Below are 24,548 nucleotides of genomic sequence, written 5' to 3'. Positions count from 1 at the left end.
GCTCCTTTTACGCTAAAGGAGCTGTTTCTGTTATGTGCTGAAGCTGATACAAATTGTAATAAAATCCTCTTTTTTTCATTAACTCTTCATGAGAACCCGTTTCTTTAATTTCGCCATCTTCAATGTAAATAATTGTATCGACATGTGTAATGGTCGCTAATCGATGTGCAATTATAATCGTCGTCCGATCAGCGGCTAACGTTTGAAGTGCCTCTTGAATATACCGTTCATTTTCTAAATCTAAAGCAGAAGTTGCTTCATCTAATATAAGTAATGATGGATTCTTCAGAAACACTCGTGCAATCGCTACACGTTGCCTTTGCCCGCCTGATAACTTTACACCACGTTCCCCAACGACAGTATTATAACCATCTGGTAACTCTATAATAAAATCATGAATTTGCGCAGCTTTGGCAGCTGAGATCACTTCTTCCTCTTTAGCTTCAGGATTTCCATATAAAATATTAGCGCCGATTGTATCGCTAAATAATAAATTATCTTGCAGTACAATTCCAATATGACTACGTAAATTTCTCATATCATACTCTCTTACATCTATCCCATCTACATAAACTGAGCCCGAAGAAACATCATAGAAACGTGGAATTAAACTAGCAAGAGATGACTTTCCTCCTCCGCTCGCTCCGACAAGCGCTATCTTCTCTCCTGCCTGCATAGTTAATGACAGGTTATGTAGTATCTCTTTTTCATCTGCATTATAACGAAAAGAAACATTATCAAATATAACTTCCCCATTTAATTTTTTCGTTTGTACCGCACTTGGTACATTAACAATATCGTACTTTTCATCTAACAGTTCAAAAACTCGATCCATCGATGCGAAAGACTGCGTTAATGTTGTAGATGAATTAACAAGACGACGGAGCGGACTATATAAACTATCCATATATCCGACAAAGGCCACCATAGTCCCTAGCGTTAACTGCCCCTGAATCACTTCATATGCTGCAAAACCGATCACAAGTAACGGACCTAAATCTGTTAACGTATTTACTGCCGAAAATGTCCTTGCAGTCCAACTCGTATGCGTTAACGCTTTCGTTAAAAATTCATTATTTCTTTTTTCAAACTGCTTACCCTCATACTCTTCTAATGCAAAACTACGTGTCACTTGCATCCCTTGAATACGTTCATGTAAATACCCTTGCATCGTTGCTAATGCTTGTGAACGCTCTTTCGTCAATTTTCGAAGACGCCCGAAAAAATATTTCACTGCCACTACATAAATAGGTAAAATTAATAGCGCAACAAATGTTAATTTTACATTCATAGAAAACATAACAATAATAGCAATAGCAATTGTTGCTGTATCTAACCAAACATTCATCAAACCAGTAATTACAAAGTCCTTCGTTTGTTCTACATCATGAATGACACGTGAAATAATCTCCCCTGTTTTCGTATTCGAATAATAGCGTAAACTCAACTTTTGTAAATGACCAAAAATATGCTTTCGCAAATCATATAGTATTGTATTTGCGATGCGCTGTGCGAAATATTGACGATAATATTCAATTGGCGGTCTTAAGACTGCAAAAATAAAAAAAGCAATCCCAACGGCTGTTACTAATTGGGATGTTTTATCTTGAAGTGACCCTCCGCCTTGAATTACATCATCGATAATATATTTTAATAACCACGGCATAATAAGCGGGATACCAAACTTTACTAGACCAATCATAATCGTAATAGCAATAAGCCATCGATATGGTTTAACAAATTGTAAATATCTTTTTATACCTTGCACATAATCCCCCCTCTAATAGGACAAACCTGCCGGGAAATCCCCTGCAGGTTTGTTTTAATTTCTGTACATTAAATATCTTTCGTACCACATATCTACGAAATCCGGTGCGAATGGACCTTTTCTTTGATGAATCCACTGTGTTAAATGTGCTACATTCCGTTTTAAAATGGTATCAATAACAGGTGGATACTGCATAATTTGACTATGTTTTTCATACTCATCTTCATCTAAAAGCGTATATGTCATATCTGGATACACTTTAATATCTAAATCATAATCAATGTACTTCAATGCTTCAGAATCATATGCAAAAGGTGAGCTTAAATTACAATAATAATATACTCCCTCTTCCCTTAGCATCCCAATCACATTAAACCAATAATTGGCATGAAAGTAACAAATCGCTGGTTCACGAGTAACCCATGTTCGGCCATCTGATTCTGTCACTACTGTACGATCATTCGCTCCGATCACAAGACTCTGTGTCCCTTTTAAAATCGTTGTCTCTTCCCACATTCTATGAATGGAGCCGTTATGTTTATAACTATGTATTTGTACTTTTTCTCCTTCTTTGGGAAATCCCATATATGCTCCCTTCTTTCAACTGTAAATGCCCTCCTTAAGTTGCCTCAACTACTTTTTGAACTGCATTCACTTTTTTTCTATTATAACTTTTTTGTCGAAATTTTAAAACTAAAGTGACAAGGCTCTATTTTCACAATGAATAACCCATCCTCTTAGGAGATGCGAACTTCCGCTATATTACTTGTAAAGTGAACCTTTAATCAAAGGTAGTTCCAGCTCCAATGGTTATTGGTACACACCAATCAGGATAATAGAAAAAGCCCTTCCTTATTTCCACGTAAAGAAGGACCTTTCACCTGAAGACAACAGTATATCTTATCCTAAATTTGAAATCATTTTTTCAGTTTCAAAAGATTTAATTACGCTATTCGTTTGCTTTTCGAATTTTTCATGCAGCAACTTCAATGCTATTTCTGTTCTATATATTTCTTGGCGAATAAAATGTAATTCTTTTTTATCGCACATATCTCTTTCACTCATTTCGATTTGCTGATACTTCTCTAGATGTGATTGTAACTTTAACAACTCATCCATCGTTTCCAATTGCTCCCCTACCAACTTATCAAAATCGTTCATCACTTACCCCCTTTTAAATTCCTATTACATATTTCTAATCGTGAACTTATTTCTCCTTTGACTACATTTGTTGACTTATTAGAAGTTATGTCGTTCACTTTCTTTTCATTACAATGACCCGCACACAAAGAAAACACTTCTCTTGAATTAGAGAAGTGTTTTTCTTTCATTACTGATTTGAGCTAGAAGATTGTGAATTTTTTGCAGCTGATTTTGCATTTTGTTTTTGCACAGAATGCACATCTGTTTCAGTTGCAAACTCTGTACCATAACTAGCATTTGCACTTTGAGCCGCAGAAGCTTGTGCTTTCTGTGCCTCTGATTGTGCGTTTGCTTGTTTTACTGCTTGTACATTCGTTTCAGTTGCAAATTCTGTACCATAGTTAGCATTTGTACTTTGAATGCTAGCACCAGAAGTTGCCTTATTATAACCTTGTTGTTTTTTACTCATCTTTCTCACCTCCACAATAAATAATGTAACCAATCTATCTAGAAACTATCCGTAATTTTCTTTTTTATAATTTCCGCATATATCTCTTATCACTCATTCAAACTACATATGATGGAGGTGGAAATATGTATACTGGACGTGATATGACTGAGCTAACTATGATTTCCAAAAATGAATGGAACAAGGATGAATTAGCTCATTTTCATCATTCATTTCAGCAAATTATGCCTTACTTAAACGTAGAGGGACAAACAATCTATAAAGAAATTGTGAAAGAAATTGAGTCACGGGGCGGATTATAAAAGCGCGATTTTTTAAACTCAGAGTACAAAATTATTTTCAATAAAAAAACGTGTTCCAAAATTCTAGAACACGTTTTTTCTATTTATTGCATTGTAATTTTCTCAACACAATTCTCATAAATAGTACGATGTGACTTCGAGAAAGGTAATTGTTCAAATGCTTCTTTCGATACAAATTTCAATGTATCTGTTTCCACAATATCACCGGTTACTTTTCCGTAAAATATGAATATATCCCAAGTACGATGCGTAAAAGTATGCTGTACATTCATTGCGTATTCATCAATGGAAACCGAGAGCTCAAATTTTTCTTTCATATAATCTGTAAGCTGCTCCTTTTGATTTCGAATCCCTTCGCCAAGTTCAACATTCGGGAATTCCCACATATTAGCTAATAACCCTGTACTTGGACGTTGATTAATTACATAGCGACCATCTTCAGTTTGAAGTACCCCCGCAACAAGAGGTACCATTGTAGGCGCTTTTGCTTTACTTTTTACTGGTAATTCCTTTTGAACACCCTCAGCATATCCTCGGCAATGCTCACGTACAGGACACAGTAAGCAAGATGGATTTTTCGGAATACAAATCAATGCCCCTAATTCCATCAAACCTTGATTAAAATAAGATGGGTTTTCTACCGAAATAATTTCACGCACAATCTCTTCAAACACTTTTCTAGTCTTTGGTTTTGCGATATCATCCCACACCGATAAAATGCGAGATAATACACGCATAACATTCCCATCAACTGCCGGCTCTGGTATACCATATGCAATGCTTAAAATGGCACCTTTTGTATATGGTCCCACTCCTTTTAATTTTTCAATTTTCTTTACATCGCTTGGTACTTTCCCGCCGTATACTTCTTTTACTTCTTTTACTGCTGCATGTAAATTTCTTGCTCTAGAATAATACCCTAAGCCTTCCCACGCCTTTAATACTTCTTCATCAGCAGCATTCGCTAACACTTCAAGTGTAGGAAACTTCCCCATAAAATTTGCGTAATATGGTTTTACAGCTTCTACCCTTGTTTGCTGTAACATAATTTCCGAAACCCAAACGCGGTATGGATCTTTATTTTTTCGCCACGGTAAGTCGCGTTGCTCTTTTTCAAACCAACCAATTAAATCATTTTGAAACTGCTCTATGTTAAAATTATTTAATATTTCAAGTGTCAAACTTGATCCCCCTCATTTTTTTGCATATAAGTACTATTATAAAGATTTTAGGAAAAAATTTAAGTAAGACGACATAGGAAATAGAAGGCAAAGGACTTGAGATATCGAATAAAAAGAGTTACATTAATAAAAAACGGAGGTGGATTTCTATGGACACAGCCACTCACCTTGTTATGGGCGTTACTCTAGGCAGTTTGGCGACGTTAGATCCAGCCATAGCACAAAGTGATATTGGACCACAAGCAGTTATGCTTGCTACAATTGCCGGTTCCAACATTCCTGACATCGATACAGTTTTAAAATTGCGTAATAACGCTAAATATATAAGAAATCATCGCGGGATTACTCATTCCATTCCTGCAGTGATTCTTTGGTCGTTCCTTATAAGTGGCATCTCTTTCATCTTCTTTTCAGATGCTCCATATCTCCATCTACTACTTTGGTCATTTATCGCCGTCTTTCTTCACGTCTTTGTCGATATTTTCAATGCCTACGGTACACAGGCATTACGGCCCTTCACAAAAAAATGGGTCGCACTCGGCATAATTAATACATTTGATACTGTCATTTTCTTTATTCATATGCTTGCGATTGCTTGTATGCTTGTAGGTTCCCATAAAGGGTATACCGCTTTAGCAGCTTATATATTAATGATTGTTTACTATATCGGCCGCGTTATGATGCATCGAAATATTAAAAGTGTAGTAAACAAACGGTTCAAAAATGTAGAGAAAGTAATTATTTCTCCTTCTTATAAATTTTATCATTACCATTTAGCCGTCGTTACAACTGAACATTACTACGTCGCAAGATGGCACCGTGGTAACATCCTTGTATACGATAAATTTGATCGCGTACCGTTCCCAAATACTCCCATTATGCAAGCTGCTGTGCGAGATGAGAATATATCCGCTTTCTTATCTTTCTCACCTGTATATCGCTGGGATATTTTCGATTATGATAACTATTATGAGGTTCGGTTCATTGATTTGCGGTATCGAAGTAAAGATTATTATCCATTCGTCGCAATCGTTCAGCTCGATCAAAATTTTAATATTATTAGTTCCTATACAGGGTGGATTTTTAGTGAAGAAAAACTTCGAAAAAAACTGGAATTACTTCCACATTAAAAAAAGCGACTTAAGTCGCTTTTTTTAATGTTTCAAATGATCTTCCTGATTAATCAAGTGGCTATATTTCGGATTATTTGTACGCATTTCATGAAGGCGTACTCCATGATTATTAATCCAAGTTCGTACCACTTGTTCAGTCATTTCATCCCCTTGATAACGACCTGATTTCGCATAAGTTGTTTGAAAGTCCTCCCACAATAATTCAACCCATGCACGAGCTTGTGCATAAGAAAGGTTGTCATTCTTATCTAATAATTCTTTCGCTAATGTTTCATAAATATCGTTCATGTTGTAATCTCCTTTTACCTATTTATTCCTTCGTTTCTAAAGGATAGTTTCTTCTATTTTGCACATTCTATAATTGATACTTCTTAAAGAGGTATCAACTGATGATGAGGAGGGCGTTCGTAATGGGTAAACAAGCCGAATTTTGGTCTGAGTCAAAAAACAACAGCAAAATCGATGGTCAGCCGAAAGCGAAATCACGCTTCGCTTCGAAACGACCTAACGGCACAATTAACACGCACCCACAAGAACGTATGCGTGCTGCAAATCAGCAGGAAGAGTAGTACAAATTAAATTAACTTCCTACACGAGGTGATAAAGATGAGCTACCGTGATCGCTTAGATAGTCGTTCTGAATTATTTAACCATACGTGGACTCGTCCGAAACATGCAAAAGCGCAAGTTAACGGACAGACGCAACAGACCCAGTCTCTCATTATATTGGCAAACGAATGTAAAAAACGCCAATTTTAGGTTCTCCTATCTCCTTTAACGCCTACCAAAGATGAAAACCAGAGAGATATTCGCTCTCTGGTTTTTATTTTTCTTGCAATAAAGAAATTGGTATTCCAATCTCTTCATTATCATTTTGCTTATGTCCCCAAGCAAATACCCCATTGAAATACGTAATTTTAAATAATATACCAGGTTCTTCTACTAATTCATATGTCTCACCAATATGGAATTTGTTTATATCAGTCATATAGGCACGAGCCATTGCCATTTTTCTCATTAATACATCGAACTCATTCACAATTCCAAGTTGCTCAGCCTTTATTGCTTGCTCCTTCAAAACCCCAATTTCTTCCCTTAACTCATGTGGTGTCATTTCACTGTAGCGTTTTGGCATATTCATCCTATTCCCTCATCCCTCTTCACGTTTCAGTTGCAAAAATATCTCTATCTCATCAATAGAGAATCCTTTTCGATATAACGCTTGTTTCATCTTACTTTCGAATGTCCATCCATCATACTTCTTATATTTCTCATAATATTTATTCCCATGATAGTGTAACGCTTCTTGTTGCTGTTCGTCATCTTTTTCGTCTTTCAATTCTTCCAGACAAATTTGAATCACATCTCTAGAATATCCTTTACGAACCAGCATTTCATCTAACTTTAGCTTCATTTGTAAAAATGAATGCTTTTGATAAGATCTTTTCTTCTTTTCTATAAGAATCGAAGCATTTTCAAATTGCTTTTCTTTTGGATACTCTTGTAAACTATGTGTAATGACTACATCTTGAACACCTTTACTTAACAGCTCTCTTCTGATAACAGTTGGACCTTTTCGATTCACATTACTTTGCGTTCGCGTATATAAAATAGCGTACTCTTTATCATTAATATATCGGTCATGTAATAATTTCGAAACGACTTCAGAGATGATGGCCTGTCCCACTTCTTTTTTTCGTAAAAAATCTTCTATTTCTTGTTTCGTTCTCATTTGATAGGATAAATAGGAAATTGCTTGTAAATATGCTTTTTGCACCTCTTCATTGTACAAAATATTTCCTAACTCTATTTCATCAATTTCTAAGCCCTTTTGTAACCCGTGTTTTATTAAGATTACTTGATTCACACTAAATCCGTACTCTTCACCTTGACCTTGACCTTTATCAATATAAATATTAAATCGTTCTTTCGATCGTTTTTGTACTTCTATTTTTGTAATGACAGCCATACTCTCACCTCTCTATTATTTTAACATAGTCGAGGAACATTTTTTCTTTTCAAGAATATATATAAGAAGGAGGAAATGATTGTGAAAATTGCAATTTCTGGTGGCACTGGTTTTATTGGTAAATACCTTTCTACTTTTTTTATCGAAAAAGGATATAATGTCTACATTCTTACTCGAAAAAGAGCTACTGGAACTTCAACCTCAAATCTGCAATACGTATACTGGACACCAGATTTACCTACCTTCCCCCTCTCCTCAATCGATATAGTCATTAATCTAGCTGGAGAGTCTATTAATAGTAGATGGACAAAGAAACAAAAAGAAGAAATTTTAAACAGTAGAATTCAAACAACAAAAGGTCTCATTAAACAATTCCAAGCACTCGACACAAAACCACATACATTTATTAACGCAAGTGCTATTGGATACTACGGAACATCTGAAACAGAATCTTTTACCGAGCAGCAAGAAACTCCCGGAAATGATTTTTTAGCAGAAACAGTATTTTTATGGGAGCAAGAAGCATCTAAAGCACGTTCTCTTGGAATAAGAACAATCTATTCCAGATTTGGAGTCGTATTAGGTGCAGACGGAGGAGCCTTTCCAAAAATGCTACTCCCTTATCAATTTTATATCGGAGGTACAATTGGATCTGGAAACCAGTGGTTGTCATGGATTCATATAGACGATGTCGTTCGTATGTTTGATTTCATCATACACAAAGAAGAAATTGACGGACCTCTTAATATTACAGCCCCAACACCTATAAGAATGAAGGAGTTTGGAGAAAACATTGCCAATGTCATAGGAAAACCTCATTGGCTACCTGTCCCTTCATTTATGCTTCAAGCTTTATTTGGTGAGATGAGTATACTTGTACTAGAAGGGCAACATGTATTACCTATTAAGGCGATTGAACATGGGTATCAATACACATTTCCGACAGTAAACCATGCATTACAAAATATACTTTCGCATACAATGTAGTACCTCTAAAATACAGTTTTACGGGGAGTTTATCCTCTCCAAAATTTTCATTTTCTAGGATTCGGAGCATCGCTATACGAATAACCTTCCAGTTGCTTTGTCTTAACATTAGCATTTCGAAGTAACAGAAATGAGGTACCTATGAAAACATTGCTCAAACAAGCCATTGTATATCCTATTACCTCCCAAAAGTTCCAAGGGGATGTACTCGTTACAGGAGAACGAATCACCGAGGTCAAACCTTTTATTCAGCCTACTCAAGATATGACCGTTATAGATGCGCGAGCTCTTCATCTCTTACCTGGATTTATTGATGTCCATACTCACCTTGGTCTCTATGATGAAGGCACTGGTTGGGCTGGCAATGATGCAAATGAAACATCTGAAGTTTCAACACCACATATCCGTTCTTTAGACGGAATCCACCCTTTTGATATTGCGTTTCAGGACGCTGTACAAAATGGAATTACAACTGTTCACGTTATGCCTGGAAGTCAAAATATTATCGGGGGTACTACTTGTGTAATAAAAACAGCTGGAACTTGTATTGATCATATGATTATTCAAGAACCTGCTGGTTTAAAGATTGCCTTTGGAGAAAATCCTAAAAAGGTCCATAGTAATGGTACAAAAGAATCCATAACACGTATGGGGATTATGGGATTACTTCGGGAATCATTCTATGAAGCACAGCACTACGGGCATGAAGCTGATTTTCGAATGCTCCCTATTTTAAAAGCACTTCGCCGCGAAATACCCGTACGTATCCACGCTCATCGGGCAGATGATATTAGCTCTGCTCTACGCTTTGCAACAGAATTCAATCTTGATTTACGTATTGAACATTGTACAGAAGGACACTTTATTGTTGAAGAGCTTTCGAAACACAATTTGAAGGTTTCCGTTGGCCCCACTCTTACACGCCGTTCTAAAATCGAACTAAAAAACAAAACATGGGATACTTACCATATATTATCAAAAAATGGAGTGGAAGTTTCGATAACAACAGATCATCCTTATACACCAATTCAATATTTAAATGTTTGTGCTGCTGTCGCAGTAAGAGAAGGATTAGACGAGAAAACTGCATTAGAAGGCATTACTATATTTCCGGCGCGAAATTTGCGCTTAGAGGATAGAATTGGAAGCATTGAGGTTGGGAAAGACGCTGATCTCGTGTTATGGACTCATCATCCTTTCCATTATTTAGCCAAGCCTGTACTAACTATGATTGATGGAAAAATAATTTACAAAAAAAATAAAAAAAACTAGTTTATTTTTTTGACTAGATAAAGTATTATACGATTATAAACTGAATGAAACCATAATCAATTTGTGTCGTGATTATCATTTTCAAATTGATGAATGGGGAAGGCAAATGGTGCGCCACCAGCGTTATAAACTGGTTCTAGTGGGTTCGATTCCCACCCCGAAATTTTTTAAAGATTTATATAAAAATTTCGAGGGTGGGGTGTTTTTTCGTCATGCTACCCTCGTGTGAGGAGGAGTTAGAATGTTGAAAAAACGCGACTTACACGACAGCCACGTTCTATACGAGTTAATGGTGGATCCAGCTGTCTTCCCTTTTGTGCGTCAAAAGGCTTATTCTTATGAAGAATATTTATTTTTAACAAAACAAACAATTGAAGCTGAAGAGCGTGGGGAATTGATTTCACGCACAATTTTAGATGAATGGGGTAACCCTATCGGAACAATTACTTTATTTGATGTGCAAGAAAAAGCCGGATTCCTTGGAACATGGCTTGGTAAACCTTATCATGGAAAAGGATATAATAAATTAGCAAAAGATTCATTCTTTAGCGAACTTTTCTATGAATTAGATATTGAAACAATTTTTATGCGCATTCGTAAAATAAATATTCGTTCTATTAAAGCTGCAGAAAAACTACAATATGTAAATCTAGCAAACGAAACAAGAAAAGCCGTTTATGATGAAATTAACGCGAATGAAGAAGTATATAACTTATACGAAATTCCAAAAGATCAATATACACTTGCTACAATGCGAGATACAACATTCCAAGATGCACATCAATTAAAAGAGGCATAATCTAAATTTTTAGAAATAATAATTAATCATTAACATTTTGACATACATGTATATCACCCTATGTCTTTGGAAACGATAGATAGTGACTTTAAGACACGAGGTGATTTGTAATGGATAAAAAGAAACGTGATAAAGCAAAAAACACATTATCTAGTACACAAGAGGTTCTCTACCAACGAGAATTTCGAAAAGCAGATCGTGCAGCGGGTTATCGCTCGAAAAGTATTTAAAGTGAGAATGAAGAATTAGAAGTTTTCCCCCCTAATTCTTCATTCTCATTACATATTTTTCTAATTGATAGGATACACAAAAAGGTTCCTTATAAATAAGGAACCTTTTTGTGTGGATAACTTTATCCACACATTTTATATAATTGTTGATAAATTCTGTGAATTACTCACAGGTTTATATATTGCAATGGATATCAAACGTTAGAATTGTGGATATTTTTCTAAAAATTGTGGACAATGTGGATATAGTTGTTAATATTCCGACTTTACCGTTTAATGAAAGCGCAATCTCTTTTGTGGATAAGTTACTATTGTATCTAAAAAACCCTCTTTAAACATATAAAAGAGGGTTTCATATTAAGTAAACGATTCTGCAAGAGCAGGTGATTTAATAGGTATATGATTCGGTTCTGCATGATTTTCTGCCAAAATTGCATCTACAATATGACCGGCTGGCTCCGGATGATAAATACTTTTCATTGCTTCTTTCATTTGGAGAAGCTTCATATCATCTTGTAATAACGCCTCTGTTTTTGCAAAAACCTCACTATCATCACGAATTACAACTGCTGCTCCTTTTCTTTCAAAGTACATCGCATTTTCATTTTCTTGTCCTGGAACAGGCTTATATAAAATGACAGGTACTTGCAACGCTGCTGCTTCGCTTAACGTAATACCGCCTGGCTTCGTGATCATACAAGAAGTAACACGGAATAATTCATCAATATTTTCAACATAACCAAATACTTTTAATGAATCAGAATTTTTTTCCTGTATCCCTAATAAATCCTGTTTTAAAGCTTCATTTTTCCCACAAACGACAACTACTTGTAAATTAGGCACTGACATAAATGACTGGCATAGTTCTTTTACACTTCCTAATACCCCATGAGCACCTGCTACAATTAGTAAAATCTTTTTATTCTTACATAACTGATATTTATTATATATAATGTCTGGACTTATCTTTAGCTCAAAACTACTACGAATCGGAATTCCAGTTTCAACAATTTGCTCAGCAGGCACACCAATATCAATCATAACTTTTTTCACATGATCAGTTGCTACAAAATAACGATCTACTTCCCGATGAATCCATATTTTGTGCACGCAAAAATCTGTTAATACATTATAAACAGGAATTGAAATACCTATTTGTTTTTTTAGTTCTGGTACAGCGATAATTGGAAAAGTATTAATAACAATGTCTGGTTTCTCAGCTTGCAAAAGCGATTTCAAACGTTTTCTTCCAAAATTCGCATACCAAGATGCTATTTTCTTATCATAAATTTTTTCTACACCGTAATAAAACAAGCGATATAATTCTTTTCCTATTGTATAACTTTTTAAATATAAGTATTTTGTAATATCGGTTATAACTGGATGTGATTCTCCAAACAAATCACATACAATTACATCTTCGATTCCTTTTTGGCGAAATGTTTGCTCTAATGTTTTCGCTACTTGCACATGACCGTTACCGTAATGTGCAGTTAATATTAAAACCTTGGGGTTTTTTATCAAACAAATCCACTCCTAGCTTATTGTCTCTCCATATTGCATATACGACAATAGGAAAAACATTTTCCTTAAAAACTACATAAACAGATTCTAATATTTCACTTTCAGCTATGTACCTGTCGTGGATATGCAAAGCATATAAGATTGACCCCTTAATCCTATCTGTGCTCATATCTTTACATTATACTTTCCTATAAGAGCTTTCGCAATAACTTACAAATGTTCTCTATTCCATGATACTCACTCTTTTACTTCTTAATTCTTTTTACTATTTTGATTTCCCTTTACATTTATGTAAATTTCTCCACTTATTCCTTACAAAAATATGTATATTCTATTTTCAGTATACTCTTTTCTCAATATATACTCTAGGTTTTATTGTAAAGAAAACAAAAAGCCTAATCCAATATTTGGATTAGACTGCCTGTAAAATATGTCTCGCTTGTTCTATATTTTTTTCAGTAGGTGGTTCTACATTTGCAAGTGGATATTTATGTCCAAGCGCCTCCCATTTATATACACCAAGCTTATGATATGGTAGCACTTCAACTTTCTGAACATTAGACAGACTTTGAATAAAGCTAGATAATTTTTGTAAATCCTCTTCATTATCAGTAATACCAGGAACTAATACGTGTCGTACCCAAATCGGTTTATTTTTATCCGATAAATAACGAGCAAATTGTAAAATATGTTCATTTGGTTTTCCTGTTAATTTACGATGCTTTTTGGAATCGATATGTTTCAAATCCAATAAAACTAAATCTGTATAATCCATTAAAATATCTAGCTTATTTTGGAATTCTGGTTCCTCAGAATAACAACCACCAGAAGAATCGATTGTTGTATGGATACCAGCTTCTTTACACTTTTTAAACAACTCAATTAAGAAATCTAGCTGTAATAGTGGCTCTCCACCGCTAACTGTTATACCGCCTCCAGAAGCTTCAATAAATGGAAGGTAACATGTCACATCCTGCATCACTTCTTCAACTGTTATTTCTTTACCTTTACCGATCTCCCATGTATCAGCATTATGACAATATTGACAACGTAATAAACACCCTTGTGTAAATATGACATAACGAATACCTGGGCCATCAACAGTACCACAAGACTCTACAGAATGTATTCTTCCTTTTACCATGTTACTTCCTCCTTTATTGAAACAGCCTCCCTCCGCTATATATTAAAAGCGGAGGAACACTTTTTTTACTTACATGCTTTCATGCATTGTACGGTTAATTACATCAATTTGTTGTTCACGAGTTAATTTAATAAAGTTAACAGCGTAACCAGATACACGAATTGTTAATTGTGGATATTTTTCAGGGTGCTCCATTGCATCCATTAAAGTTTCACGATTAAATACGTTAATATTTAAGTGATGTCCTTCTTTTATTGCATACCCATCAAGCATAGATACTAAGTTGCGTACTTGTACATCATCTTCTTTACCAAGTGCTTTTGGAATAATAGAGAATGTATTAGAAATACCATCTTGTGCATCTTCGTATGGTAATTTAGCTACAGATAATAATGATGCTAATGCACCTTTCGTATCACGGCCATGCATTGGGTTTGCACCTGGTGCAAATGGTTCTCCAGTACGGCGACCATCTGGAGTGTTACCAGTTTTCTTACCGTATACAACGTTAGAAGTAATCGTTAAGATTGACATTGTATGAACAGAATTTCTATATGTTTTATGTTTACGAAGTTTATTCATAAATGTTTTCACAAGATTTACTGCGATTTCATCTACACGATCATCGTTGTTACCGTATTTAGGGAAATCTCCTTCGATTTCAAAGTCCACTGCAATACCATTTTCATCACGAATTGGTTTTACTTTTGCGTATTTAATTGCACTTAAAGAGTCTGCTACTACAGATAGACCCGCGATACCTGTTGCCATTGTACGAAGAACATTTGTATCATGAAGTGCCATTTCAATACGTTCATAGCTATATTTATCGTGCATGTAGTGGATAACATTTAATGTGTTTAAATATAGACCTGCTAACCATTCCATTGTCATATCAAACTTGTGCATAACTTCTTCATAATCTAATACTTCAGAAGTAATTGGTGCGTATTCAGGACCAACTTGTGCTTTTGACTTTTCATCTTTACCACCGTTAACCGCATATAGTAATGCTTTTGCTAAGTTTGCACGTGCCCCGAAGAACTGCATTTGTTTACCGATTCTCATTGCAGATACACAACAAGCAATACCGTAGTCATCACCATAGTCTGGACGCATAATGTCATCATTTTCGTATTGAATTGCTGATGTTTTAATAGACATTTTCGCACAGTAGTTTTTAAAGTTTTGCGGTAATTGTTTAGACCAAAGAACTGTTAAGTTTGGTTCTGGTGCTGGTCCTAAATTATCTAATGTATGCAAGAAACGGAATGAGTTCTTCGTTACTAACGGACGACCATCTAACGCCATACCACCGATAGATTCAGTTACCCAAGTTGGATCACCAGAGAATAATTCATTATAATCAGGTGTTCTTGCGAATTTCACAAGACGTAGTTTCATAATGAAGTGATCCACAATTTCTTGTACTTCTTCTTCTGTTAAAGTACCATTTGCTAAATCTCTTTCAATGTAAATATCTAAGAATGTAGAAGTACGTCCAAGACTCATTGCAGCTCCGTTTTGCTCTTTAATCGCTGCCAGGTATGCGAAGTATAACCATTGGAATGCTTCTTGTGTATTTGTAGCTGGCTTAGAAATATCGAATCCATGAGAAGCGGCCATCTGTTTTAACTCTTGAAGTGCACGCATTTGCTCAGATAATTCTTCGCGTAAACGCATTGTCTCTTCGCTCATTACACCGCCAGTTAAATTAAAATCAGCTTTTTTCGCTTCAATTAAATGATCTATACCATATAATGCTACGCGGCGATAATCACCGATAATACGTCCACGTCCGTATGCATCTGGTAGACCAGTAATAACGCCTGATTTACGAGCCGCTTTCATTTCTGGTGTATATGCATCAAATACACCTTGGTTATGAGTTTTACGCCAGTCTCTGAAAATCTTACTAAGTTCTTTATCCATTTCGTATCCATAAGATTCACAAGCTTGTTCCGCCATACGAATACCACCATATGGTTGTAAAGAACGTTTAAATGGTTTATCAGTTTGGAAACCGACTACTTTTTCAATATCTTTATTTAAATATCCTGGTTCATGTGATGTAATAGAAGAAACAATTTTTGTATCCATATCAAGAACGCCACCGTTTTCACGTTCTTTCGTTGTTAAATCCATTACTTGATCCCAAAGTTGTTTCGTTGCTTCAGTTGCTCCCGCTAAGAAAGATTCGTCTCCTTCAAAAACGTTTACATTATTTAAAATGAAATCGCGAACATCAATCTCTGCTTTCCATTTTTCACCTTTAAAGTTTTCCCATGCGTTTTTAACATTTTCTAATACTTGAGTCATCCTAATCTCCTCCATTTTTGATTAGTACAGGACTAAGATTTTTTATATAACAGCTTACACACTTAGAATACTACTTTTTTACGAAAGTGAACGAAATAGTTGTGACATGTTTGTGAAACGTTGAGCAAACTACTATATACATAGTGTTAACTTCATTTAAAAGTCTTGAAAATTAACCCTTTTCTTAATTGTATTTTTGGGGTACCCTTATATACGAGTCCTATTTTGTAATATAAGAATAATATCCATTGTAGAGCTGTAATACTCTTATCTCCTAATCTGTTATATTTTTTATAACAGAACAAAAAAGTGTACATATGTTGTACACTTTTTTTGTGATAGGTAAGGCATACATTTTCTAGAACATATTCATTATTTTTGTATTACATTAATTAATAATCTTGGATGTATTTCCTCAGCACGAAAAAAAGGCTATCCAAAAGGACAGCCTTCTACACTTCTATATTTCGCAACATCGTATAGATGTCGTTATTCACTTTACCAAATGATTTAATGTTGTTTTGAATATTAGATAATAAAACAACATATACACTTCCATTTTTACTAAATCCATTTAAACAATTCCAACCTGGCATTACACCGTGATTCGAATAACTTCCCGGATCGACATACCATCCGAACCCGTAATCTTTTTTCACAGCTGTAAACATTTGATCATAACTTTCTTTAGAAATTAGCTTTCCAGAGTACAACGCTTCATTAAATAAATATAAATCATGCGCACTCGTATATATATCACCACAACCATATAGTTGTGACATGCTCGGAATATTAGGTGTTGTCATATTGTTATTTACTATTTTATAACCCGTTGATGGGAACCTAGTTTGTTCTAACTCTTTACCAAAGCCAGAATGTTTCATACCCGCAGTAGCAAAAATATGCTGTTTAATATATTCTTCTAACGGTTGTCCACTTACTTTCTCAGCAATGTAAGCGAGTATAGAATAGTTCGAATCGGAATACTTCCATTTCTCTCCTGGACTCCCAATACGCTTTTGGTTTCCTATCCGCTTTATCAATTCTTCATGAGGAATATCCTCTGTTCCTTGCTCATATTCAGGAATTCCTGATGTATGTGTTAGTAAATGTTTTAACTGGATACTACTACCTTGAGGGAAATCTGGAATATACTTTGCAATCGTATCTTCTACTTGTAATTTATTTTGATCTTTCAATTGCATAATAGCAGTCGCTACAAATGCCTTAGAAATAGAACCAATATAAAAAGTTGTCTCTGAATTATTCGGTACTTGCTTCTCTTTATTTGCCATACCGTATCCTTTATTCAAAAGAACTTTTCCGTTCTTCACAATAACTGCTGTCCCACTAAATCCTGTGTTTTGTAAATATTGATCCAATTGAGCGTTTTCATTAATTTCTTGAGGTGGTCCCTCAGCAGGCTCCTCTATAGCTTGCGCTTGCTTCAATTGTTCTTCCTGCTCTTTTTGTTTTTGTGCTTCTTGCTTCTTTTTTTCTTCTTCTTTCTTTTCTAGCTCTTCTTGTTTTTTCATTTCTGCTGCAGCTTTTAAAGTTTCTTCTTTCTTATTATGCGCAACAATTTTTGTATACATGAAATATACAATTGAAAATAGTAAGACGAAAATGATTGTTCTTTTTATGTATACAATCGGCCGACGTGCTTTTCCATTCGTATTATTTTTTTCCTGATCCATGATTACTTTTTTCCCCTTATTTACCGATAATTTAATTCCACTACACAAGATTCATTCCGGATCTTTTTCATAGATTCGTGACACTCTATTCTATATCATCCCTACTTTATCACGCACTGAACATATTACCAACCTATATGTTCAAAAAAGAAAAAGAAAATTTACAAAAGTAAGATTCCCGTTAAATTTCCAACAAAAAAAAGAGGATATCCTCTAAAAAAACTGATGTTATCAATCTTTTTGGATATCCTCTTATTTCATTATTTATACGTGTTTTTTCATATCATCGGCAACAGATTCAACATTTGTACCTACGATAACTTGTACACTTGTGTTACTTAATTTCATAACACCTTTTGCACCAGCACGCTTTAATGCTGCTTCATTTACTTGACCAGCATCTTTCACTTGTAAACGTAGACGTGTTGCACAGTTATCAATAACTGCTAAGTTTTCTTTTCCACCTAAAGCTGCTACGTAAATTTCACCAATTGAACCTGCAACTGGAGCTTCTTCGCCTTCAGCTACTTCCTCTTCATCTTCATCTTCACGACCAGGGGTTTTTAGGTCGAACTTCTTAATTAAGAAGTAGAATACTACAAAGTAAATTGCTGCGTATATTAAACCGATTCCTGCTAATAACAATGGTTTTGTTGCAATACCGAAGTTTAAGAAATAATCGATTGCCCCGGCACTAAATGAGAAACCATCGTGAATGCCAAGTGTTGTTGTAATGAATAGAGACAGACCTGTTAATACAGCATGAATACCGTATAATACTGGTGATAAGAACATGAATGAGAATTCAATTGGTTCTGTAATACCAGTTAAGAATGAAGTTAATGCTAGACCACCTAACATACCTGTAACCATTTTACGTTTTTCTGGTTTAGCCGCCGCAATCATTGCGAAACACGCTGCTGGTAAACCGAACATCATGATCGGGAAGAAACCAGTCATAAACATACCCGCTGATGGATCTTTCGCAAAGAAGCGTGCAATATCACCATGAACGATATCGCCAGCTGCGTTTGTAAAGTCCCCAAGTACGAACCAGAAGTATGTGTTCATTACGTGGTGTAAACCAATTGGAATTAATAAACGGTTTAATAATCCAAATAAACCAGCACCAATTGAACCTAAGTTCACGATACCGTGTGCTACTGCATCAATACCACTTTGAATTGTTGGCCAAATTTGACCAAATACTAATCCTAAAAGAAGCATTACAATTGAAGTAATGATTGGTACGAAACGTTTTCCTGCAAAGAATCCTAACCACTCTGGTAATTTAATCTTATAGAATTTGTTGTACAGTAATCCAGCAACAACCCCAGCGATAATACCACCGAGTATGGCCATATTAATTTTCGGCGTTAACGCCGCTGCTTTTGAAACCTTTGTCATTGTATCTGCTAATTTAGTTGGATCTACTGAACCAACTAAATCTTGAACACTTTTTAATTTATCATTTAGCTCTGCTGCTGAATATGTCTTACTTAGAGCATTCGTTGTATTTTGTAAAACAAGATATCCAATTGCCCCAGCAAGTCCAGCTGCTCCACTACCATCGACAGACAAACCGATTGCAACACCAATTGCAAAAATAAGTGCTAAATTATCAAAAATTGCTGCACCGGCCTGTGCCATAACAGGAATGTTAAATACATCATCTTGCCCTAAACGAAGTAATAATCCTGCTGCTGGTAGTACGGCGATTGGCAGCATTAATGCTTTACCAATACGTTGTAAAAACTGCAACATTTTAGTTCCCCCTATCAAATTTATGAAATCGTTATCATTATAAGTACGCTTTAGAAAACGCTTTCTAATACATAACCATAATAACATATAGTTGTATAGATGTGTAGTTTTTATTTTTGAATTTTTTATGGATAAGTTTTCTATTTCTAGACTGTTATATAAAAGGAAAATTCTCCTTTTCCAATACAAAATAATCGAAACTAAATGTCCACTATAAAGCTTGTAACTTTCGTTTTATCATTCCACTTTTTCATGTTATTATTTATTTCCGAGCATATCGGGAACAGTAAACTTAGTTAATTCGAAATAGGAGCGTTGGTACTATGCAGTGCATTGAAACAAACAACTTACAACAGTTGTTAGAACAAGTAAAACCATATACGAAAAAAGGAAAGCTTGCTACTTATATCCCCGAACTAGGAAATGCAAATCCAGATGATTTAGGGATTGCTATTTTCCATAAAGAAACAGAATATATCCATGCTGGCAACTCACAAACACTATTTACTCTTCAAAGTATTTCCAAAGTGATTACACTGGCACTTGCCCTTTTAGATCGTGGTGAAGAATATGTATTTTCTAAAGTTGGAATGGAACCAACTGGTGATCCATTTAATTCTATTATTAAGTTAGAAACGACAAGTCCTTCCAAACCACTTAATCCCATGATAAATGCAGGAGCATTAGCTATTACAAGCATGTTAGCAGGAAAAGATAACGAAGAAAAAATGGAGCGTATTCTTCATTTTGTACGTGAAATAACAGATAATCCTACTATTAATTATTCTTCCAAAGTTGCCAATTCAGAATTAGAGACTGCTTACTTAAACCGTTCTCTTTGTTATTATATGAAACAAAATGGCATTATCGATTGTGATATTGAGGAACTTATGGATTTATACACTCGTCAATGTGCAGTTGAAGTAAACTGTATCGATTTAGCACGTATTGGCTTAATTTTTGCAATGGATGGATATGATCCATATAAGAAAAAACAAATTATCCCTAAGCATATTACAAAAATCTGTAAAACATTTATGGTTACATGCGGTATGTATAACGAATCTGGTGAATTTGCAATTCGTGTTGGTATCCCTGCAAAAAGTGGTGTAGCTGGTGGTATTTTTGGCTGCGTAAAAGGCGAGATGGGGATTGGCATTTTCGGACCGGCTTTAGACGCAAACGGAAATAGTATCGCTGGTTTTAAAATTCTTGAACTTCTTTCTGCGCAAGAAGGTTGGAGCATTTTTTAATTGAGCGTTCTCCTGCTAATATAGCAGGATTTTTTTTGCGAAAAATTCATTATTACTGCTCATCAAGAACCTTACAAAAACAGTACTGAAAGTTTCTCTTTATTATGCATATTTGCTCCCCCTCCCTGAATAATATAGTACAACCTAGCGCTATGTGTGGAGGTGTAAAAGATGAAACTGATATTTCAAATGGCGAAACAACCTGTTCTTGAAAAAACAATTCTTCTTTTTATATTGAGTATTGTAGAAAGCTTAAAGCTAAAAGTTGTTTCACTCGACGAAGCTCACCGATACATATTCAATTTAGAAGTACTTGAACTATTAATGGATCGAAACATCGATGATCAAGTACTTGAACTTATTCATTTCGGGATGGGACTTGAAGACATTCATCATGTGCTTCCTGAAGAACTTGAGCATACTATCGAGGAATTAAAATGGCTTTGCATTCAAGTGTTAAGTGAATACAGTATGCATGAAGAATCGGAACAATTAATTGAAGATATACGCTAAAAAGCACCTATATAGGTGCTTTTAATGTTTTTTCAAACTATTTTTATACGTTTCAATATTTACTGGTAGCTCTTCCTCTTCTAAAGTATGTTCATTTACATCTTTATGAATGAACGCACCTTTAGGTGGTTGATGATCATGCCCTTTTTTCTTATGATCAAATGCTTTCCCGCGTCCCATACGGATCCCCCCTTTCTTTAAAAGAAATCCGTATTAGTATGGAGAAAAGTACGTCGATATATGCAACCCCTTGCTGTATTTCCAAGGAAATACTCGAATCTTGTTTTCTCTTCTCCTTACAACAACTGATCGATCCCAATAAGAATTAATAACACTCCTGCAATTATCGTCGCCCATTTTCCTAAGTATTCAGCTAAAAATCGTTTTCCCACATAGGCAAAACCACTAATACAAATGAAACTAAACGCCCCAGAAATACATGCTGTAAGCCAAAGGTTTAAATTTGTTACTCCAGCATCAAATCCACCTGCAATATTATTAATAGATAATGCCACTCCTAAAACAATAGCTTCCGAAAAACTAATTGTTTTAGAACCATCAAAATCAGCTTTTTCCGGATCACGTAAAATTCCCATAAATACACTACCATCTTTAGATCCTACAGTGTCTCTTTGACTCAAGAAAGGCTGACATAAAATAACCACCCCGATTATCCCTAAAACGATTGCCCCAATCAGGCTTGCTGTAAACTCCGAAATAAATAACGCAATCCAATTCCCAAAAAATCCAGCTAATAAAGTAAATAAAAATCCCAAAAGTGCAATGATAAGATTGTTAAACCACGAAATTCGAATTTTACGAATGCCATACGCAATCCCAACACCTGCATTATCTAAATTAGAAGCAATTCCAATTAAAAAAATTGAAAATAAACCTGCCGTACTCATCAACATTCACCCCTTTTCTCACTTTTCAATGCATATTATGAAAATGTTGAGCAACTGTGCCTGTCTGTTTCATATACTTGTAATAAATGCTCAACATTTTTTCAACAATATAAAGGAGTGCCAACAATATGCCTAAAGAAAATCCAAACGAGCGACTTGGTAAATTAATAAAAAAACTTTTAAAAGAACGTGCCTTATCCATGCGCCAACTAGGAATACTTACAAATATTGACCCTGCAACAATCTCAAGAATTATGAACGGCAAACAACAACCAAAGCAAAAACATCTACAAAAATTTGCGGAATGTCTGCAAGTTCCACCTCAATTGCTATTTGATGAAATGTATCCTGACTCTCCCCATATAAATAAAGAAAAGACGGATATGTATACATCTCTTGATACAATTCAACAAACTTTACAATCCTCTAACTTATTCGATTTTGATTACACGACAACTCGCGTAGAACAAGAACTTGAAAATTATGAACGTTATGCTCAAACAACAGAAGGTGAAAAACGTATTCATGAAAGTTTCGCAAGCAAATTAGAACAGATTGATAGTGCGGGCCCTTTCATTGAACAATTAACAGATATGTATCAACAATTTTGCAATGAAACCATTTCAAAAGAAGAACGTGCAGTTCTTGGAGGCGCATTACTGTATTTCATTTTATCAACAGATATTATCCCTGATTATCTCTTTCCAATTGGCTATTTAGATGATGCAATTGCCGTTGAATTAGCGAAAGAAAAATTAATTGAAATACGACGAAAAACATAGAAAAATAAAGAACTATTTCAGCTGTTTACGTTCAACTCTGAAATAGTTCACTAAAAAATCGTACAAGTATACATACCTGTACGATTTCAACATACTAATCTATTTTTTTGTATGACACCATTCATATATGAATGCCGTTATCACTTTTGTAAATTCAATTAACTGTTCTACTTCAACTTTCTCATTTACAGAATGGGCTTCTTCTAGTGTACCTGGTCCATAAATAATAGCTGGAATATGAAACTCACTAAACCACCCACCATCCGTTACTGTAGCAGACATATCTAAAATTGCATTTTTAGATAGAATGGATTCATGTACTGAGCTAAGAGTTTTTACAGCTACATGTTCACTATCTACTTCTAAAGAAGGGAAAATTTCACCACGATCCACAATCATCGATTCTCCGCCCCACTTAAATTGTGGTGGATTTTCACTTAACCATGGATCAGCAGCTGCCACTTTCCCAATATACTCTTCAATTTCCTTTATTATTTGTTCATGCGTTTCATTCGGATAAAAATGTACTGTTATCCATAACCTGCACTCATCCGCAATAAACGCTGCATGACGCCCACCTTCAATAACAGCCGGATTAATTGTTGTTGTTCCAGATGGATAGCCTTCATATGTTTTCATGACTGCCCAATGACGCTCTAATTCTTGTAAGCTTTGCACAATTTTCATCATTTTTTCAATCGCACTCGCTCCAAATAAACGTCCGCCCGCATGAATCATTTGTCTACGTGTTGCATCATGAAAAGTTTGTGGGCTTTTTACTGTAATCCATCCAGTAATTACGCCGCCCTGTCCTTGCATATGTAAATCGCTCGTATCCACTACTACTGCAAAATCAGCATCGTAACCACGCTTACAACATTGAAGCGTGCCGGCTTCTCCAACTTCTTCCCCAATTACTGATTGAAAGATTAAATCTCCAGGTAGTTCAATGCCAGCTTCTTGTAAAAGCTGAATAGCAAATAGCGCTCCAGCTAGCCCACCTTTCATATCAGCTGCACCACGGCCAACTAACCAACCATCTTTTATAAATGGCTCAAACGGATTTGTTTCCCACGCCTCATCTGCTGACACTTCAGCTACATCCATATGTCCATTAATAATAAGACTTTTATGTATGTCACTTTCTATTCCTTTTTTTATCCCAACAACGTTCGGATCATTCGGATATACATCCCATTTATCAACACTAAAATTTCGTTTTCTTAGAAAATCTGCAACAAATTCTTGTGCCTCATTTGTATTTCTCGCCGGTGGTGCCGGTGTTTCAAAACGAATTAATGTTTTTGTAAGTTCTAGTAATTCTTCTTTCCTTGAATCTATTTGTTCTAACAACTGCGAAACTTCTGGATTCATCAATAACTCCCCTTTGC

General features: G+C 35.3%; 27 protein-coding genes. 11 read left to right on the top strand and 16 right to left on the bottom strand.

Annotation, left to right across the window (positions count from 1 at the left end; genetic code table 11):
• Positions 1–7: 7 nt before the first annotated feature.
• The 4 genes from MR065_RS21060 to MR065_RS21045 all read right to left on the bottom strand — a co-directional run bounded on the left by MR065_RS21060 (position 8) and on the right by MR065_RS21045 (position 3,380).
• The gene (locus tag MR065_RS21060) at positions 8–1,768 is read right to left on the bottom strand and encodes an ABC transporter ATP-binding protein (protein ID WP_242214965.1); all 1,761 of its coding nucleotides are present in this window, start codon (positions 1,766–1,768) and stop codon (positions 8–10) included.
• Between the two features lie 54 nt (positions 1,769–1,822).
• Positions 1,823–2,353: a nucleoside tri-diphosphate phosphatase gene (gene ntdP, locus MR065_RS21055; protein WP_000506630.1), complete on the bottom strand. Its 531-nt coding sequence runs from the start codon at positions 2,351–2,353 to the stop codon at positions 1,823–1,825.
• 315 nt (positions 2,354–2,668) lie between these two features.
• Positions 2,669–2,929, bottom strand: a complete 261-nt coding sequence (locus tag MR065_RS21050; protein ID WP_242214964.1) for a YgaB family protein — start codon at positions 2,927–2,929, stop codon at positions 2,669–2,671.
• 169 nt (positions 2,930–3,098) lie between these two features.
• Positions 3,099–3,380 (bottom strand): gamma-type small acid-soluble spore protein, encoded by a 282-nt coding sequence (locus MR065_RS21045; protein ID WP_098990334.1) that lies wholly within the window; start codon positions 3,378–3,380, stop codon positions 3,099–3,101.
• 125 nt (positions 3,381–3,505) lie between these two features.
• On the opposite strand from MR065_RS21045, the gene MR065_RS21040 reads away from it, so the two are divergent.
• Positions 3,506–3,682, top strand: coding sequence for a hypothetical protein (locus MR065_RS21040; RefSeq protein WP_002094743.1), 177 nt, complete (start codon positions 3,506–3,508; stop codon positions 3,680–3,682).
• 83 nt (positions 3,683–3,765) lie between these two features.
• Here MR065_RS21040 and mutY read toward each other — a convergent pair whose 3' ends face one another.
• A complete protein-coding gene (mutY, locus tag MR065_RS21035; RefSeq protein ID WP_242214963.1) occupies positions 3,766–4,863 on the bottom strand; it encodes an A/G-specific adenine glycosylase in 1,098 nt (365 codons plus the stop codon).
• Between the two features lie 149 nt (positions 4,864–5,012).
• On the opposite strand from mutY, the gene MR065_RS21030 reads away from it, so the two are divergent.
• Positions 5,013–5,993 carry a metal-dependent hydrolase gene (locus tag MR065_RS21030; RefSeq protein WP_097903426.1) on the top strand — a complete coding sequence of 327 codons (981 nt, stop codon included), beginning with the start codon at positions 5,013–5,015 and terminating at the stop codon, positions 5,991–5,993.
• Positions 5,994–6,017: 24 nt separating this feature from the next.
• Here the strand turns inward: MR065_RS21030 and MR065_RS21025 are convergent, their stop codons facing one another.
• The gene (locus MR065_RS21025) at positions 6,018–6,284 is read right to left on the bottom strand and encodes a YfhJ family protein (RefSeq protein ID WP_242214962.1); all 267 of its coding nucleotides are present in this window, start codon (positions 6,282–6,284) and stop codon (positions 6,018–6,020) included.
• Between the two features lie 122 nt (positions 6,285–6,406).
• Between MR065_RS21025 and MR065_RS21020 the strand changes: the two genes are divergently transcribed.
• Both MR065_RS21020 and MR065_RS21015 read left to right on the top strand, forming a co-directional pair.
• A complete protein-coding gene (locus MR065_RS21020) occupies positions 6,407–6,565 on the top strand; it encodes a small, acid-soluble spore protein K (protein ID WP_000517891.1) in 159 nt (52 codons plus the stop codon).
• 37 nt (positions 6,566–6,602) lie between these two features.
• Positions 6,603–6,755, top strand: a complete 153-nt coding sequence (locus tag MR065_RS21015) for a YpzG family protein (RefSeq protein WP_000122093.1) — start codon at positions 6,603–6,605, stop codon at positions 6,753–6,755.
• A 64-nt stretch (positions 6,756–6,819) separates the two neighbouring features.
• Here the strand turns inward: MR065_RS21015 and MR065_RS21010 are convergent, their stop codons facing one another.
• Entirely contained in the window at positions 6,820–7,137 is a 318-nt protein-coding gene (locus tag MR065_RS21010) for a YfhH family protein (protein ID WP_063263171.1), read from the bottom strand.
• A 9-nt stretch (positions 7,138–7,146) separates the two neighbouring features.
• A complete protein-coding gene (gene recX, locus MR065_RS21005) occupies positions 7,147–7,965 on the bottom strand; it encodes a recombination regulator RecX (protein WP_242214961.1) in 819 nt (272 codons plus the stop codon).
• Positions 7,966–8,046: 81 nt separating this feature from the next.
• On the opposite strand from recX, the gene MR065_RS21000 reads away from it, so the two are divergent.
• From MR065_RS21000 to MR065_RS20985, 4 genes are all read left to right on the top strand, one after another.
• On the top strand, positions 8,047–8,952 hold the full coding sequence (locus tag MR065_RS21000; RefSeq protein ID WP_242214960.1) for a TIGR01777 family oxidoreductase: 906 nt from the start codon (positions 8,047–8,049) through the stop codon (positions 8,950–8,952).
• A 141-nt stretch (positions 8,953–9,093) separates the two neighbouring features.
• Entirely contained in the window at positions 9,094–10,224 is a 1,131-nt protein-coding gene (locus tag MR065_RS20995) for an amidohydrolase (RefSeq protein ID WP_242214959.1), read from the top strand.
• 241 nt (positions 10,225–10,465) lie between these two features.
• Positions 10,466–11,023, top strand: coding sequence for a GNAT family N-acetyltransferase (locus MR065_RS20990; protein WP_000914737.1), 558 nt, complete (start codon positions 10,466–10,468; stop codon positions 11,021–11,023).
• 110 nt (positions 11,024–11,133) lie between these two features.
• A complete protein-coding gene (locus tag MR065_RS20985) occupies positions 11,134–11,253 on the top strand; it encodes a YfhE family protein (RefSeq protein WP_000358484.1) in 120 nt (39 codons plus the stop codon).
• A 357-nt stretch (positions 11,254–11,610) separates the two neighbouring features.
• Here the strand turns inward: MR065_RS20985 and MR065_RS20980 are convergent, their stop codons facing one another.
• The 5 genes from MR065_RS20980 to nagE all read right to left on the bottom strand — a co-directional run bounded on the left by MR065_RS20980 (position 11,611) and on the right by nagE (position 19,701).
• Positions 11,611–12,777 (bottom strand): diglucosyl diacylglycerol synthase, encoded by a 1,167-nt coding sequence (locus tag MR065_RS20980; protein WP_242214958.1) that lies wholly within the window; start codon positions 12,775–12,777, stop codon positions 11,611–11,613.
• A 412-nt stretch (positions 12,778–13,189) separates the two neighbouring features.
• Positions 13,190–13,921, bottom strand: coding sequence for a pyruvate formate-lyase-activating protein (pflA, locus tag MR065_RS20975; RefSeq protein ID WP_242214957.1), 732 nt, complete (start codon positions 13,919–13,921; stop codon positions 13,190–13,192).
• A 69-nt stretch (positions 13,922–13,990) separates the two neighbouring features.
• A complete protein-coding gene (gene pflB / locus MR065_RS20970; RefSeq protein WP_242214956.1) occupies positions 13,991–16,240 on the bottom strand; it encodes a formate C-acetyltransferase in 2,250 nt (749 codons plus the stop codon).
• Between the two features lie 452 nt (positions 16,241–16,692).
• Positions 16,693–17,937, bottom strand: coding sequence for a serine hydrolase domain-containing protein (locus MR065_RS20965; RefSeq protein ID WP_242214955.1), 1,245 nt, complete (start codon positions 17,935–17,937; stop codon positions 16,693–16,695).
• A gap of 264 nt (positions 17,938–18,201) precedes the next feature.
• On the bottom strand, positions 18,202–19,701 hold the full coding sequence (gene nagE, locus MR065_RS20960; protein ID WP_097903412.1) for an N-acetylglucosamine-specific PTS transporter subunit IIBC: 1,500 nt from the start codon (positions 19,699–19,701) through the stop codon (positions 18,202–18,204).
• Positions 19,702–20,024: 323 nt separating this feature from the next.
• On the opposite strand from nagE, the gene glsA reads away from it, so the two are divergent.
• Both glsA and MR065_RS20950 read left to right on the top strand, forming a co-directional pair.
• The gene (gene glsA, locus MR065_RS20955) at positions 20,025–20,954 is read left to right on the top strand and encodes a glutaminase A (protein WP_001149853.1); all 930 of its coding nucleotides are present in this window, start codon (positions 20,025–20,027) and stop codon (positions 20,952–20,954) included.
• Positions 20,955–21,125: 171 nt separating this feature from the next.
• On the top strand, positions 21,126–21,467 hold the full coding sequence (locus MR065_RS20950) for a DUF3969 family protein (RefSeq protein WP_002115915.1): 342 nt from the start codon (positions 21,126–21,128) through the stop codon (positions 21,465–21,467).
• Between the two features lie 21 nt (positions 21,468–21,488).
• On the opposite strand, the gene MR065_RS20945 is transcribed toward MR065_RS20950, so the two are convergent.
• A complete protein-coding gene (locus MR065_RS20945) occupies positions 21,489–21,647 on the bottom strand; it encodes a hypothetical protein (RefSeq protein WP_000532411.1) in 159 nt (52 codons plus the stop codon).
• A gap of 116 nt (positions 21,648–21,763) precedes the next feature.
• The gene (locus tag MR065_RS20940) at positions 21,764–22,375 is read right to left on the bottom strand and encodes a manganese efflux pump (protein ID WP_242214954.1); all 612 of its coding nucleotides are present in this window, start codon (positions 22,373–22,375) and stop codon (positions 21,764–21,766) included.
• A 128-nt stretch (positions 22,376–22,503) separates the two neighbouring features.
• Here MR065_RS20940 and MR065_RS20935 point away from each other — a divergent pair, with 128 nt between their 5' ends.
• Positions 22,504–23,157: a DUF1232 domain-containing protein gene (locus MR065_RS20935; RefSeq protein ID WP_242214953.1), complete on the top strand. Its 654-nt coding sequence runs from the start codon at positions 22,504–22,506 to the stop codon at positions 23,155–23,157.
• Between the two features lie 99 nt (positions 23,158–23,256).
• Here MR065_RS20935 and MR065_RS20930 read toward each other — a convergent pair whose 3' ends face one another.
• Positions 23,257–24,531: an acetylornithine deacetylase gene (locus MR065_RS20930; RefSeq protein ID WP_242214952.1), complete on the bottom strand. Its 1,275-nt coding sequence runs from the start codon at positions 24,529–24,531 to the stop codon at positions 23,257–23,259.
• Between the last annotated feature and the right edge of the window lie 17 nt (positions 24,532–24,548).

The sequence above is a fragment of the Bacillus cereus group sp. BfR-BA-01383 genome, assembly GCF_022663495.1.
In the GTDB taxonomy this organism is placed as follows: Bacteria; Bacillota; Bacilli; order Bacillales; family Bacillaceae_G; genus Bacillus_A; species Bacillus_A cereus_AU.
Note: the sequence above shows the minus strand (reverse complement) of the source record. Positions and strands in the feature narration are given on the sequence as shown.